This is a genomic window from Paenibacillus sp. CFBP 13594, from assembly GCF_014842675.1.
Lineage (GTDB): Bacteria > Bacillota > Bacilli > Paenibacillales > Paenibacillaceae > Paenibacillus > Paenibacillus amylolyticus_B.
Genome location: NZ_JACYVQ010000002.1, coordinates 107,251 through 124,733 on the forward strand (window position 1 = coordinate 107,251; position 17,483 = coordinate 124,733).

A 17,483-nucleotide genomic window follows, 5' to 3' on the forward strand; every position below is an offset into this window, starting at 1 on the left:
GAGCGGGGATTATCAGACGGTAGGGGGAACGTGTAATGACAGAACTGAAAGAGTTGTTGGGTCAATTATTATGGGGCAGACTGCATGCTACAGGACTTTTGAGCAATTTTCGGGGTGAAGATGCAGCTGTAGCAGAAATGCCTGATTCATTGATCAAGCGTTACGGAAGATGGTGGCGGGAGAGTCTTCTTTATTTGCGAAAATACGGTTATTTCACCTCTACTGGTGCTGTAAATCCCTTGATTCAGACCAACGATACGGACCTGGCTCACGCATGGAAGGAATGGGATAGGAAAAAACTGCTGTGGCTATCCGATCCAAACGTATCTTCCTACATTCCACTGCTGGATGCCACGCTCCGAGCGCTGCCGGACATTTTGACGGGTCAGAAGTCCGCAACCGACATTATTTTTCCGAATAGTTCCATGCATCTGGTGGAGAACATTTACATGAATAATCCTGCTGCCGATTATTTCAATGCCGTTTTGGCAGAGCAGGTTGCAGCTATTATAAAACAGCAACTTGTGCAGGAGCCGAGTGCACATATCCGTATTGTGGAGATCGGAGCCGGAACGGGAGGCACGAGCCAGGCGGTTCTTACCCGGCTGAGTGATTTTCATCCCCATATTCTGGAGTATTGTTATACCGATCTTTCCCAGGCTTTTTTGAGTCATGCCCAACAGGTATATGGCCCGCATTATCCGTACCTTACATACGGAACGTTTGATTTGTCTAAACCTTTGTCCACCCAATCTCTGCAAGCGGGGACTTATGATATAGCGATAGCAACTAATGTCATGCATGCTGCTCCTAATATTCGCCTTGCCTTAAGGAATGCTAAGGCATTACTCCGTTGTAAGGGTGTTTTTTTGATCAATGAAATCACTGAAAATACGCTATTGAATCACCTTACATTTGGTTTGTTGGATGGGTGGTGGAGCTATGTGGACCCTGCTCTGCGTATTTCCGGAGGACCATTGCTTAAACAGGAAACTTGGAAAAACGTATTGTTATCCGAGGGGTTCGGGGAAGTACAGTTACTGGCTCATTCTGACGAATCTAAGGGCCAGCAAGTGATAATGGGAACAAGCAATGGCGTGGTACGTCAGCAAATCTTGAAACATGAGCAAACGGTGAAACATCAGGCCGAAAGTCAAACGAGCCACATTTCGCAGGATATTCAGGAAAAACCGTCAGAAATCCGGTTACCCGAAGTGGAGGGTTCACATACATCCGAAGAAAAACTGAAGTACATAAAGGAAGTGCTTGTTCGGACATTATGTGAATCTTTGAAAGTGGAGGCACAGCTTATCGACCCTGAGGAGGCTTTTTCCGATTATGGGGTTGACTCCATAACGGGTGTTCGATTAATTCATTCGATCAATGAACGACTGGGAACGGAGCTGTTCACCACCGATATTTTTGATTTTCCTTGTGTCAACCAGCTTGCACAGTATATTTCCCCAATGGTACAGGAGAAACCGATGGAGCCTGAACAACAAACGCAGCTTCATGGGGGGCGCAGTGCCAGTGCCGATAGGCCCGACGTCCAATGGACTGAACAGATGAATGAAGAGCGGGAATTCACGTTGGGTGATGCAATGAAGAGTCATTCCGATGGCGATATAACATCCTCCGGTGCCAACAACAGACACAAGGACATTGCGATCATTGGCTATAGCGGCAGATTCCCGCAATCGGATAATGTGGATGAATTATGGGAGCATTTGGCTGCAGGCAATGACTTGATTCAGCGTGGGGCGCGGTGGACTTCCGAACAGACAGGATCATCCGTAGAGAAAACTGAAAATAACCATGGAGCTTTTTTGGAAGATAGCGATTGTTTTGACCCCTTGTTTTTCAAAATCTCCAATGTTGAAGCAATGCATATGGACCCGCAACAGCGATTGTTTCTGGAGGAATCGTGGAAAACCCTTGAACACGCCGGATACGCGGGCGAACTAATTCAGGGCCGTCAATGCGGAGTGTATACCGGATATTGTGGAGGAGACTATGAGAAGTTGATCGGTGAACAGGCCCCTGCACAAGCCTTTTGGGGCAATGCTGCATCCATCGTACCTGCCCGAGTATCCTATTTTCTGAATTTACAGGGGCCGGCGATTGCGGTTGATACCGCTTGCTCAAGTTCGCTGGTTGCCATTCATCTGGCTTGTCAAGCCCTATGGTCAGGGGAAGTGGAGCTTGCTCTGGCAGGTGGAGTGTTTGTGCAATCCACGGCTGATTTTTATCTTTCTGCTAGTCGGGCGGGCATGTTGTCCCCGGCTGGACGGTGTCATAGCTTTGATGAACGTGCAGACGGTTTTGTGCCGAGTGAGGGTGTGGGGGCCTTGTTGCTCAAACGGCTGGAGGATGCCATCCAAGATGGTGATCATGTACATGGGATCCTCAAAGGCAGCTGTATCAATCAGGATGGGAGCACCAATGGGATCACAGCCCCCAGTAGAGCCTCACAGGAAAGACTTGAACGCCAGCTATACGAACAGTTCGGTGTTAATCCCGATCAGATCCAATTGGTTGAAGCGCATGGTACTGGAACGAAGCTGGGTGATCCCATTGAATTCGAAGCGCTGAACCGAAGTTTTCGAAAGTATACGAGCCGTTCTCAATATGCTGCACTAGGTTCGATCAAGTCGAATATGGGACATTCGATTGCAGCAGCGGGCATAGCCGGTGTTATCAAATTGTTATTGGCCTTGAAACATCAACAGATTCCACCATCCATTCATTATTCCAAAGCAAATCCCAATATTGATTTTTCGAAAAGTCCATTCTATGTCAATACTCAATTGAATCCATGGCATACACCCACCGGACTTAAGAGGGCTGCACTTGTAAGCTCATTTGGCTTTAGTGGAACCAACGCTCACCTTGCCATCGAGGAGCCTTCCGGAGAGTTTTCTCCATCAATACATAAACCGGGTTATCTATTGGTGTTGTCTGCACAATCGACAGGACAGTTGAGGGAACAAGTGAGACGAATTGCGCAGCATTACAGGAAAGTGGGAGCCCAGCTTGATTACGCAAGCACAAGCTTTACTTTGATGACGGGGAGAAGACATCTGGAGCATCGGTTAGCGTGTGTAATTCAGCATTCTGACGATATGGCCTCCATATTGGAACAATGGCTTGAAACCGGGGGCTCATCACAGATATACGCGGCGGATTTATCAGGCCAGCCTTCCAAAGAGCAGTCTGTTCTTCGACGTTATGGCAATGAATGTATCCAAAAAATCGCTGAGGAATCAGCAGATGATTCGCGATATCTTGAAAACCTGCATGTTATTGCTGAATTGTACGTACAAGGATATGAATTGGATTATAACAGGCTGTATTTGACGGAAAAGTATAAAAGAATACCTCTGCCGACGTATCCCTTTGCACGGGAAAAGTATTGGGTGAGTTCCGGGGAAGCCATCCCTTCCATTGAAAGGAATGTAAACAAGGAGATTTCGGATGTTGCTCCTGTCACAAAAGAGCGCAGAATAGCCAAGCTTCTCGGGAAGCAGTGGAGGCACGCGGCGGTTACAAAGCTTGATCCAGAACATGGGAAAGTTGTGGTTGGATCTACAATGGAAACCGCCAGACTTGCCAATAAGATTTCACAGATGATACAGGGGAGCCAGGTTGTGCTTGTGAGTGAGGAAGAGCAGGATTCTGGACGTTTGCTCGATGTTTTAATGAATTGTGATGCTTTTATAGATCTGTCAGGCTGTAGCCGAAAGATGGAAGCAGAAGAAATGATGCTGGACCAACTGATCTACTGGTTAGCACAGCTCCAACAAATGATTGATACCCGTGGTCACAAAGAATTAAAACTACTTGGAGTCACCATGGGCCTAGAGTCTTTCCAGAACCCATCGATTCATATGGGTGGCGCAGAACGGGCTGGGCTCTACAGGATACTACAAAGTGAGTACAGTCATATTATTTCGCGGCATATTGATGTGGACCCGGGGGACAGTGAGCTTGATATCGCAGCACAGATCGTTCAGGAGTTAACTCATGCAGGGAAGGAACAGGAGGTCTGTTATCGTGAAGGACAGCGGTACAGTGCTTATCTGGATACACTCGATAACGTGAATATACAGCAGTTGAATCAAACCCGACGTCCTTTTTCATCCAATCATGTTCTTTGGGTCACTGGGGGGACACGGGGTCTCGGCATGCTGTGTGCGCAGCATGCCGTCCGACACTACGGGGTCCGTAAACTTGTTCTGATCGGTCAGACCCCATTTCCATCTCGACATGAATGGGAGGCGCGACGTGGAGACAAAGACGAGATCGGCAGCAAAATTAGAGATATCCTGGAATTGGAGAAACAGGGTGTACAGATTGAAGTACTCTCTCTTGATATAGGTAATAAGGAGAAACTTCTGGAGGCTGTAAAACATATACGTTCAACGATGGGCGCAGCCGGAGGAGTAATTCACGCAGCTGGCATAGCCGACATGGAGAATCCCGCCTTTATTCGTAAACCGCTGGAGTCGATTCGGAGGGTGTTGTCCCCCAAAATATTAGGCACTATAGCACTGTATGAATGCTTCCGTCACGATCCCTTGCAATTTTTTGCCCTGTTCTCTTCCGTGGCTGGAGCCATTTCGAAACTTGGTGTCGGACAAAGCGATTATGCCATGGCTAACACCTACATGGATTATTATGCCGCAGCGCATGCCCGTACCAGTCCACTTATCAGCATCCAATGGCCGAACTGGAAGGAATCCGGGATGGGTGAGTTTCCAAGTCAAGCTTATAACGAAACCGGCCTGCTCAGCATCACGGATGAAGAAGGACTGAAGTTGCTGGACTGGGCACTAGTTACCCAACAAAGCGCAGTCATGCTTCCGGCAATCGTGAGCAGCGAATCCATTGACACTGGGGGGGAAGCGGGAATTTCCAGAACGGTTAAAGCTGAAACGATGTCCGAAATACCTATGACAAGTGGGGCTTCTTTTTCTGATACATCAGAGATATTACAGATGAAATTAAGTTCCATATTCGCCGAGGAATTGAGTATTGAACCCGAAAAAATGAACCCAGACCGATCCTTCGAACATTTCGGGATGGATTCAATCCTGATTGCACAGCTGGCACGCCGGATAGAGCGCGAGCTTCAAATTCCTGTGGTGGAACCTTATCTCTTTTTGGACTATCCAACGATCGCAGGACTGACAGGGGCTTTGCTGCAAAAATACGTAACAAGTCCACGTATATCTCCTGAGCAGTTCAACAGACATGAGGCCCGACAGATTCTCCAGCCGCCCAAAGAACATTCCCGTTCCCGAGTGGCCATCATTGGAATGGCCTGTCATTTCCCAGATGCGGTGAACCCGGAACAATTTTGGAACAATCTGAAGACAGGCAAAAACAGTATACGTGAAATTCCGTCATCCCGGTGGGATTGGAGAACGTACTACCATCCTGATGGCAAAGCCGGGAAAAGTATGAGCAAATGGGGAGCTTTTCTCGATGAGCTGGAATCGTTTGATCCCGATTTTTTCGGAATGGATCATTCACTGGCAACTCATCTGGACCCTTTGCAAAGGCAGTGGCTTGAGGTTAGCGCTGAAGCACTTGCAGATGCAGGATATGGAAAAAATCAGCTTGAGTCGCTTGAGGTTGGTGTGTTTGCAGGGGCAAGAACAGGTCATTTCATGAGCAAAATACGTCAGGACAACAAACAAACCATTATTGGTACAGGTCAAAATTTTATTACGGCACATTTGGCTCATTTATATAACCTCAGAGGTCCAAACATGGTCGTGGACACCGCTTGTTCCAGTTCCCTAACAGCCATCCACTTGGCTGCCCGGAGTTTGCAAGATGGGGAAGCAGATCTGGTGATCGCCGGTGGGGTTGAAGTTTTATTGGATGAGACCCCTTATCTTTCCCTGACTGCATCAAGGGTGCTGTCACCAGATGGACAATGTAAAACCTTTGATGCCTCTGCCAACGGAATTGGGGTTGGGGAGGGCTGTGGAGTAATCATTATGAAACGATTGGAACAGGCCATAGCGGACGGTGACAAAATCTACGGCGTGATTGATGGTTCAGCAATTAACAATGATGGTCATACGATGGGCGTCACCACACCGAATCCCCAGGCTCAGCAGACGTTGATCGAACGTGCGATCAAGGATGCCAATGTTGATCCGGCTTCAATCAATTATGTAGAAACACATGGAACAGGCACGGTCATTGGAGATCCCATTGAGCTTAAAGCGTTAACTCAAGTGCTGGGAACCCGTATGGAAAAGAGGGCTCTCTGCGGCGTGGGAAGTGTCAAAAGCAATGTTGGACATCTGTTGAGTGCGGCAGGGGCAGTTAGCATGATCAAGGTTTTGCTGAGTATGGTTCATGGCCAGATCCCGCCCAGTATAAATTGTCCGCATCCGAATCCGAGATTTCGCTTTGAAGAAAGTCCGTTATTCCTTGTTCAAGAACTTACACCTTGGACCAATAAAGTGTTGCGTGCGGGTGTCAGCGCGTTTGGGCTCGGAGGAAATAACGCTCATATCCTTGTCAGCAATGAGGGTGTCCCGGACCAAAATAAAGCGACACTGGAACCTCGTTTCAATCGCATTGTCTGGAAAAGGGCCCGGTTTTGGCCTGACGAGGGTGAGGGGAAAAACGTGGTGGTCAGATCGTATTCCGGACAAACCAATCGTAAACCTGAGCATATGCTGTCTTTCTTCACACCGAAAAAATTGCAGTAAGGGGGAACTGTCGTTGATAGGACGCATTCAGGAAACGTACGTGCAACGATTAAGCCACAGCAACGCCATCGTTCAGGATCATCGTGTACACGGAATTTGTACGTTACCCGGGGTCACTCTGCTGGATATGATCTATCGTTTGTCGGCTTTATATATAGAGACACACGCCATCGAATTGCGCCAGATTTTGTTTACAACGCCCATTGTGACATCAGAGCAATTTGATCGTCAAATCGCTGTGACGTTCTCACCTGTACTCTCAGAGATGCAGTGGAGGGTAACCATTACGAGCAACAAAGTGACGAATGGTATCATCGATCAGGACAGTGAAGAACAACATATGCAATGTACGATGTTTCTTGTTGATCCCGAGTTTAATCCACCCGTGATTAATGTTCAGGATCTGAAAACTCAATCCCGGGATCAGTGGAGCATGGATGAGGTTTATCAATTAGCGAGGCAGGTCAACATCGAACATGGGCCATTTATGCAAACTTCAGGGGTCGTCTACCAAAATGAGAATCAGGAGCTTATGTGTCTGAATCTCAGTGATCAGGCCTCCGCTTACTCCGATGAATTTTATGCACATGCGGCTTTTTTGGATGGAGCAACGTTTGCGGGCTCCTCATTCCGTTTAAAGGCAAAAGCACAGGGAATGTATGACCATCAGACTCCCTATATTCCGTTTATGATCGATCGGTTTCGTATTTTCGGCCCGTTACCTGACACGATTGGTGTGCATTCGCTCGCCCGACCATTGACTGTAGACCATTCGGTCTCATCACCGGATCTGGTCTCCATGGATATTCGGATTGTCGACTCTGCTGGCAAGACCTTGGTTGAATTTGAGCGTTTAACCGCCAAACGCATTCGAAATCCTCATTTGATACAGAAATGGGCCGATGTTCATCAGAATCCCAGTGGGGTAGAAGCGTCAGGATCAAAGGATGCATCTGTACCAGAGCTGGTCACACAGGTCAGTATTCAAAGTTCATCTGTCAGCCTACATGAAACATCCGAACTATCGAATCGGCGAAGAAGTGTTCCAGAAGGAAGTATGAAGCAGGTTGCGGACTATTTAAAGGAAGAGATCGGCAAAGTGCTTGGAACATCTGAAGCGATTTTGGATACAGAGCTGGGATTTTATCAGATGGGACTGGATTCCTTGCAGCTTATCAATCTTTCAAGGACGCTGGAGAACAAAGTGAAGGAACAGCTTTACCCCACGCTGTTATTTGAATATTCCAATATTCAGTCTCTTGCTGCATACCTGCACCAACATTGGTCTGAGGCATTTACTGAAAATAAGTATGCGGAGAACAAAGTTTCGGTCAGCAAGGCAAGCACCAGAACTTCGGGACTCGATCATGATCAGGGAAAGGGTGATGACTACTCATTGATCATGCTCGAACCCTTCTGGGAAGAAGTCACGCTGCATATGCGTAACACCTCTAACACGGTGCGGAGCCACGTTGTCATTCTTTGCGAACAGGCAACTGGACATGATCAAATGATCAAGGAATGTTTTCCGCAATCAGAGGTTGTCACCCTAACCAGCGAACATACCATGATGCCACAATCATTTGAAGAAATGTGCGAGCAATGCATAGTCTGGCTTCAGAATTACATGCAGCAGTTTCCCAAAACGGAGACCCATATTCAAGTGATTGGTCCGTCAGGAACGGGCAGTGACTTTGCAGGCGCCATGGGAGCACTGTTAAGAACAGCTCATGCAGAGAACCCCCATATGCATGGGCAGACAATTACGGTGGATGATATTCATACTGTTACAAAAGCCCAATGGGCGGAGTGGTTGAATAAGGAGCGGTTAACACATTCCTCGGGAGTTATTGAAGTGTATTACACCGGAAAATCTCGTGTGCGAAGGGTGAAAAAATACCGTGAAAAGCCGATCCCGATGCCGCATAAAAGCCAGTATGATGGAGTGTATGTAATTACAGGTGGATTAGGTGGATTAGGCTTGATGGTGGGCCGACAATTGGCAGAGCAAGGGAGGATTACATTGGCGCTGGTGGGGCGTTCTTCTCTTGGCGAAAAAGAGTCCGCTAAGATATCCGAGTTGAAGAGTCTGGGAGCGGATGTTCATTATTTTCAGGCAGATCTAAATCATAGCGAGCAGATGAGTCATGTTATCCAGCAGATCCGGACCAGTCTGGGAGTTATTCGGGGAATCGTGCATTGTGCAGGAATTACCCGAGACCAATTCATTTTACAGAAAACAAAAGAGAATATTTCGGAAGTGCTAGGCCCTAAAGTGCATGGACTTTGGTACCTGGATGAATATACTCGTGATGAACCACTGGACTTTTTTATTTTATTCTCTTCACTATCGGCTGTGCTCGGGAATAGGGGACAAGCAGATTATGCTTGTGGAAACGCTTTTATGGATCGGTTTGCAGAGCGGCGTCAGCAGCAGGTTGTGGCAGGACAGCGATCAGGCAGAACCATTTCAATTAATTGGCCCCTATGGGCGAATGGAGGCATGTCGATCGATCCAGTTTACGAGCAGCAGTTGAAAGCCAAAACGGGATTGGTTCCGCTGCCTCCAAACGAAGGAATGCAACTGTTCGATTCACTTATGATGAATGGTTCACCGCAGACTGTTGTGATGTATGGTAAACCCTCGCTCATCCGCAGCTTTGCGCAAACGGTTATCCATGTGGAGGGGGCTTCCTCCGCAAAAGTTTCAAAAAATGATCATGAGGTTTCTCGAAAAGAAAAGCGGTTATCGGGAAGGCATACAGAAGATATAGCCATTATTGGTGTGGCTGGCCGCTATCCGATGGCTCGGAATGTGAATGAGTTTGCTGCCAATCTGTTATCAGGCAAGGATTGCATTACAGGCTTTCCCATCGAACGTTGGGAACAGGGGCGGTTTTCGTATACGCCAGATTCATATTATCAGTTTGGGGGATTCATCGATAAGATTGACGAGTTCGATCCACTATTTTTTAATTTATCTCCCCGTCAGGCGGAGATGATGGACCCTCAGGCGAGACTTTTTCTGGAGACGGCATGGGAAGCTTGTGAAGATGCGGGTTTTCGGGTTGAACGTAGTCAGCATCATGATGCTTCAACAGGTACCCGGAGTGTTGGTGTATTTGCTGGTGTATTCTGGAACCATTATGAGCTGTTTGCATCGGAACTGACAGATCGCGGTGTACCTACATCCTTGGGGGTCAGCGCAGCGTCCGTCGCAAACATGGTATCGTATTGCATGAATTTCCATGGTCCTTCTCTTGCGGTAGATACCATGTGTTCCTCCGCATTAACAGCCATTCATCTCGCCTGCGAAAGCATTCGAAATGAGGAATGTGAGTATGCTTTGGCAGGTGGAGTCAACGTCATTACGCATCCACATCGATATTTGTTTTTGAAAGAGGCACAGCTGCTGTCATCCGATGGAAGATGTCGCAGTTTTGGAGAGGGCGGAGACGGATATGTGCCGGGTGAGGGTGCCGGAACGGTATTGCTGACCAGTCTGCGTCATGCCAAAGAGGAAGGTTATTCCATTTATGGAGTCATTAAAGGGTCTGCAATCAATCATGGAGGAAAAACATCGGGTCCAACCGTACCGGATTCAACGGCACAGTCGGAAGTCATTAAAGAGGCCTTCAAACGTTCAGGGGTTGATCCTCGAACGGTCAGTTATTTTGAGACACACGGGACAGGAACGTCTCTCGGAGATCCGATCGAGGTCCAGGGACTGCACAAAGCGTTGGCGGACTGGTCACTGCCGGAACAGAGCTGTGCAATTGGTTCATTAAAGTCCAATATCGGGCATTTGGAAGCAGCCGCGGGTGTAGCTGCGTTAACCAAGGTACTGCTACAGATGAAATACAACCGGATTTTTCCTTCCCTGCATGCAGAGCGTCTGAATCCGTATATTCCTTTTCAGCACACTCCCTTTTATGTGGAGAGGGAAGGAAGAGACTGGAGAAACGTAAAGGCAGATTGTAACACTCCAGAAACCGGACCTTTGCGAGCGGGTATTAGCTCCTTCGGAGCAAACGGCAGTAACGCCCATTTGGTTGTTGAAGAATATGCACCGACAGTAGTAAACTCCGGTTCGAATTTTGAGTCCGAGCTTCCGGTCATTATCCCGTTATCTGCGAAAACTCAAACAAGTCTGCTTGATCATGTGCGCGACATGATGAATTATCTCTCCACTAGGGAGGAACATCAAAATTCCACCGCCACACAGGAAATCAAGCTCTCCAACCTGGCATACACACTGCAGGTGGGCAGAGAACATATGCGATATAGGGTTGCTTTTGTTGTCCGTTCTCTTGAGGAACTGCAAAGGAAATGTGCAGAGTACTTGGAAAGCAAGGACCAAGGCCTGGGGATTGGATCGTTGAACAGTCAGGTTGGTTATGAGGGAGAAGTCCGGCATCAAGAAGATGCGATTACAGAAATGTTTCAATCAGATGAAGACATTCGGACAGCGCTCCAAATATGGATGAACAAAAAAAAGCTGGCTTCTATCGCCGAAGTATGGGCCAAAGGAATAACCATTGAATGGAAAAGCATGGTTCAGAAGGACAGCAAGCCCACTCGAATCAGTCTTCCTACCTATTCATTTCAAAGAGAGCGTTATTGGGTCCCCATGGTTCATGCAAAAGGGGAGAGCGTGATGGCAGGTTCCGGCAAGAAGGCGGCAGTACTGCACTGTATGCTACACCATAACCGCTCGGATCTGCTGCGAGGCCAATGGTACAGCAGTCAGTTCAGCGGCAATGAGCCCTTCCTAAGCGATCATGTGGTGCAGGGGCACAAGCTGCTTCCCGCTGTCGTTCAGCTGGAGATGGCCCAGGCAGCAGCAGCACACGCAGCGAACTGGTCTCCGCGCACACATAGTCTGCTGCTGCGCCATGTCATGTGGAGCAGAACGCTCATCGTTGGGGAGGAGCCTGTGGAGGTTCATCTTGCACTTGAAGCCGAGGCCGATGGGAGCTTGTCCTATGAAATATCGGCAGCGTCATCCACCGAGTCTGCCATCGAGTCTGGGGAAGCGGTGTATAGTCAAGGGCGTGTGAGCATCGGACGCCCCCTGGCAGAAGCCGTGCAAAGTCTGGATTTGCAGGCCGTACGCAGCCGTTGCACGCAGGGACAGGCCAGCGGGGAAGTCTGTTATGAAACGTTCCGGAAGCTGGGCTTGGAGTACGGTCCGTCCCATCAGGCGATTGTCGAACTACACTGGGGGGCGGACGAGGCCTTGGCGCAGCTTCGTCTGCCACACGCCCTCTTCGAGGGGCAAGCGGACACCGTGCTGCATCCGGGGATGGTGGATGGAGCCTTGCAAGCGACCATTGCCCTATTGGCAGGAGATGAGATCGCGGCAGCGTTGAGATCCACACCTCTGAAGGGTGAAGTAAACTTGGAGGGCGCTGCCCTTGGGAGCACAGGAGAACGGTATGGAAACCAGCCGGCTTCCGCTCCGTTACCTTTTGCGCTGGAGGAGGCGGAAGTGATGGCTCCTTGCCAAGCGCAAATGTGGGTGGTAGTGCGTGTTCGCCCCGATCCTGCGGCATCTTCCGCCGCGGAGGTGAGGGTCCGTAAACTGGATCTGGAACTGTGCGATTCAGAGGGACAGGTTTGCATTCGGCTGCGGGGCATTACCTCGCGTGTACCGGAAAGCCGGGAAGGCGTACTGTTGGTGCAGCCCGAGTGGCAGGAACTGCCGCAGCGCGCTCTAACGCCTGGAATTCCGGCAGTCGAGCCGGCGGTGCTGCTGTGTGATTGGGCCCCGCAAGATTACGCGAATGCAGATGCGGATTTGCCCTGGGAGCAGATGGCGTTAACGGGGGCGTTGGAGGCGCGGTACGGACAGGCTGTTCAGGCCATCCTGCACCACGTGCAGCAGCAACTTTCAAAACATCAAAGCGGCCGATTGGCCTTGCAAATTGTCATAGCTGGAGATGAAGAAGGAAGACGGTTCGCTGGCCTGAGTGGGCTGCTGCGGACGGTGCGACGGGAACATCCGGGCTGTCTGGCACAGCTGGTCGAAATCCAGCCAGAGACATCCGCCGCAGTGTTGGCTGAACAACTGTACCAGTGTGCGCTCCATGCGGAGGAAAGCCATCTGCGTTGGGAAGCGGACGGGCTGAAGCGAGCGGGCTGGCAGGCGGTTAACGTGGACATGGATGAGAATGTGGATATGGATGAACATTTGATTCGAAATGTACATGCGGAAGCCGAGATGGAGCCGAAGACAAAGACGGGATTCCCGCTGTTGTCCCCTTGGAGGGACGAAGGCGTCTACGTCATTACAGGTGGAGCTGGTGGACTGGGACGTATCTGGGCCCAGGAAATTGCTGCTCAAACAGAAGGCAGTACACTCATTTTGACCGGCCGATCTCCGGCGATGCCAGAGACGGTACAGCGAGAGATGGCGCAGCTTCCGGCCCGGGTTCTTTATGAAATGGTGGACGTCACCAACAGAGAGGCGGTCGATGCACTATTTCGGCGTCTTCGTCAGCAATACGGCCGGGTGAACGGGGTGCTGCATTGTGCCGGAGAGATCCGGGACAGTCTGATTCGGTACAAAACGGAACCCGACTGGCAGGCGGTGCTGGCCCCGAAAGTAAATGGCACACGGAACCTGGAAGAAGCGATCGGGACAGAGGCGCTGGATATACTGCTGCTGTTCTCCTCTGGTGCAGCGGTGACGGGGAATGCAGGGCAGGGCGACTATGCCGCCGCGAATGGGTATATGGATGCGTATGCGGTGAGCCGAAATGCACGGATGAAGCGCGGGGAGTGTCAGGGTCGAACCTTGTCCATCAACTGGCCGCTGTGGGAAGAAGGCGGGATGCAGCTGGAGGAAGAGGGGAAGGCACGTCTGTGGAAACAGCATGGGCTGAGACCGATGGGAACCGCTTCGGGTGTGAAGGCGCTGTATCAGGCCTGGGCGAGTGGAAGCAGTCAGGTGGCGGTTGCGGAAGGCAATCTGTTGGTGCTGCGCAGAAGCCTGCTGGAACCGGGAGATTCGTGGTCGGGCCAACCGATCGAGCCGGTAAAGGCAGACAAACTTGAACCGGTGTCGGAATGGCTACCCACCCACACGGAAACGCCACAAGTTGCGTCTCAGACGTCTCAGGCGGGAAGCGCAGCTGAGCTGGAAGCAGTGCTTACGTTGGAAGTTGCCGCCTTACTAAACGTGGCGGAGCAGGAGATTGATCCGGATATAGACTGGAGTGAATATGGTTTGGACCCGGTACAATGGAGCGAGCTTTCCCGCAGACTGCTGACCCGGCATGGATGGGACATTTCCGCAGAGACACTGTTGGAACACTTAAACATGAGTCAAACGATCCGGCATGTTACCGGTCAGATCCACCCACTGGGGAAGGAGCGAATGGACCTGGATATGAATGAAGAGAAACATGACCTTGCGCAGAAGAATGATGCTGATTTGCGAGTAAAAACAGTTCAATTTCTGCAAGAGCGTTTAGCCCGTGTCATCGGACTTCCAACATCAAGGATTGATGCAGATACAGCCATGGATCGATATGGTATAGATTCGCTGCTTATTATGCAGATGACTACCCATTTGGAAGAACAGTTTGGTCTCTTGCCCAAAACACTTTTTTTCGAGTATCAGACCCTTCGGGCTCTGAGCGAATATTTTCTTGAGCACCATCATGAACAACTGCGACTCATTGTAGGGGGAGAACGTTCTAAGGAGTCCGTTAGTATATCTCCAACCTCGGTTGCTGTACAAAAGCCAAAAATAGAGGACGTTAACTCCAAGGGCATTTTACGCCAAAAGAGGACGTTAAAGAATCAACAAGCTACTAATCCAGAGTCGAAGAATGCAGCCCCAATGAATTCTTTGAATTCGATAAATCCAACTGAATCATCCATTCAGGTGCAAGAGAAGGAGGAGAAGCAGGATATCGCCATTATTGGTGTGGCGGGAAGGTATCCGGGAGCGCGGAATATCCATGAGTTTTGGGAGAATCTACGCAGTGGAACAGACAGTATCACCGAAATCCCGCCAGAACGCTGGGATCAGGAGCAGGTGTATGATCCGGCGCCGGGCACGCCGGGCAAGACCTATGGACGCTGGGGTGGATTTCTGGACGGTGTGGACGAATTCGATCCGTTGTTCTTCCAGATCTCTCCCCGGGAAGCCGAGATGATGGACCCGCAGGAACGATTGTTCATGCAGTGTGTGTACGAGACGCTGGAGGATGCGGGGTATACGCGGGAGCGTTTGGCGGCGGACACCGTGGGGGTGTACGTGGGTGTGATGTACGAGGAATATCAGCTGTACGGGGCCGAGTCCTCAATTGCGCTCTCGGGTAATCCGGCGTCCATCGCCAACCGGGTGTCGTATTTCTGTAATTTCCGCGGACCAAGTCTGGCGGTGGATACGATGTGTTCGTCTTCGCTGACCTCCATTCATCTGGCGTGCCAAAGTCTGAGACAGAACGAATGTCAGGTAGCGGTGGCGGGCGGGGTGAATGTGTCGGTCCACCCGAACAAATATATCATGTTGTCCCAGGGACGATTCCTGTCCAGCAAAGGCCGTTGTGAGAGCTTTGGTGAAGGGGGCGACGGGTATGTACCGGGTGAAGGCGTTGGCGCGGTCCTGTTAAAGCCGCTCGCACGAGCCGTTGCAGACGGGGACCGGATTTACGGCGTGATCAAAGGGTCGGCGTTGAATCACGGTGGAAAAACGAACGGATATACCGTGCCGAATCCCAACGCTCAAGCGGACGTCATCAGCCGGGCCTTGCGTGAGGCGGGAGTTGACCCGCGGACGATCAGTTATGTGGAAGCCCATGGCACGGGTACGTCGCTCGGTGACCCCATCGAGATTGCGGGGTTGAGTAAAGCTTTTCAGCAAGAGCCATCGGAAGAAACCTACTGTGCCATTGGCTCAGCGAAATCCAATATCGGACATGCGGAGAGCGCAGCAGGCATCGCGGGAGTCACCAAGGTGCTGTTGCAATTGCAGCATGGGGAGCTGGCGCCGTCCCTGCATGTGCAGCAGACGAACCCGCATATTGACTTTAGTCAAACCCCGTTCAGGGTCCAGCGGGAGCTAGACGTTTGGGCACGGCCAAGGGTGGACGGTCAGATCGTACCGCGACGGGCGGGAATTTCCTCGTTTGGTGCAGGTGGAGCGAATGCTCATCTCATTTTGGAGGAATACCGGGAACCCGAACTGGTGCAAGAACAGGCGAACGAGCAACACGAGAAAAGCGAGAAAAATGAAGTTCCCGGGATGGTTGTGCTGTCGGCGAGAAACGAGGAACGACTGGTCGTTCAGGCGCGTCAGCTGCGGGATACACTTCGCATTGGGCAGAGCAGCTGGAGTGTAAGGGAGATCGCCTATACGCTGCAAACCGGACGTGAAGCAATGGAGGCTCGGTTGGGCGTACTGGCGCAAACGGTGGACGAGCTACTCGCCAAGCTGGACAGCTATGTGGAACAGGCGGGTCAGGCGGAACCGGTAGGCAAAGGAAGCCAGTATTATCAGGGTCATGTGAAGCAAGGACAAGACAATCCGGGCTGGTTAACAGATGAGGAAGACATGAAAGAGAATGTGAAACGCTGGCTGTCCCAGGGTCGTTATGAGCATGTACTGGACGCCTGGACACGAGGGGCAGTGATCCAGTGGATGGAGCTATACGGGGACAACAGACAGCAGCACCCGCGTCGAATCAGTTTGCCGTCCTATCCCTTTGCAAGAAATCGTTATTGGGCTCCAATGAAATTAGAGGTAGCATCGTCCAACTCCAACGTAATTGGAAGTAATGGGCCAGCCATGCTTCATCCACTTCTGCACAGTAATACTTCGGATCTTCATGAGCAGCGATACAGTTCACTCTTCACGATGGACTCACCTATGCTTATGGAGATCCATGAAGAACAAACAGCAAAATTATTGCCTGACTTACTTCATCTGGAGATCGCCTATGCCGCTATGGAATTGGCGATACCTGATCATCATGATCCAGAAGAATCTGAATTATCGATCCAGTTGCAGGATGTGATATGGGACAGCTCTATTTACGTGTCTGATCAGACACTTCCGTTACACGTCTCATTGCAATCCGAACCACATTTAACCGTGGGATACGTCATATATGGTGAACATGCAGGGGGACTCCAACCCATATACAGTAGCGGAATGGCCAAAAAGGTGGCTTCTGAGTTTACAGCATCAGATGCTCTGGAGATTGGTTCTATCGATGAGCTCGACACGGTTGAGCTGGATTCGTCGATCACTGCTTTTGCGAACCATGCTTCAAAGCCTCTCTTGTCCTCATCTCCTTATGCGGTAGAACGTATATATGCGGGGGAAGGTCATATCCTGATCAAGTTTGAACATGCAACGGATGTGTTATCTGTACCATCAGTGTACAAACTGCCAGTAGATGCCATTCAGCTTGCCGTTTATGGGGGGCTGGGCTGGACGGAAATCGAAAATGAAGCAAATCAGCAGTTGGATATGTCTGCTTCACGTCCTGTTTACATTCAATCCCTTCAAAGACTTGATGCAATAGGCGCATCAAACATTTCTTGGGCGAGAGTAGACAGAAGAGAACGGATGAACGGGGCACCAGGGCTTGAAGTGTTGGACATTCGTTTGTATTCATCAGAAGGACGCGTAGTGTTAAAGATTCAGGGATTAGAAGCAGGATTTACAGCCATATCGCCAGAGGCAGAAAGCGAAGGAGTGGTGGTCCATTCGGATACTGCAAGTACAAG

General features: G+C 50.2%; 1 protein-coding gene and 2 pseudogenes. All 3 read left to right on the forward strand.

The window, feature by feature from the left end:
• Positions 1-35: 35 nt before the first annotated feature.
• A complete protein-coding gene (locus IFU39_RS07880) occupies positions 36-6,734 on the forward strand; it encodes a beta-ketoacyl synthase N-terminal-like domain-containing protein (RefSeq protein ID WP_192132096.1) in 6,699 nt (2,232 codons plus the stop codon).
• A pseudogene (locus IFU39_RS33560) lies at positions 6,637-14,070 on the forward strand (SDR family NAD(P)-dependent oxidoreductase); the annotation flags it as partial. The gene IFU39_RS07880 and the pseudogene IFU39_RS33560, both read left to right, overlap by 98 nt.
• Positions 14,071-14,181: 111 nt before the next feature.
• A pseudogene (locus IFU39_RS33565) lies at positions 14,182-16,833 on the forward strand (beta-ketoacyl synthase N-terminal-like domain-containing protein); the annotation flags it as partial.
• Positions 16,834-17,483 lie beyond the last annotated feature (650 nt).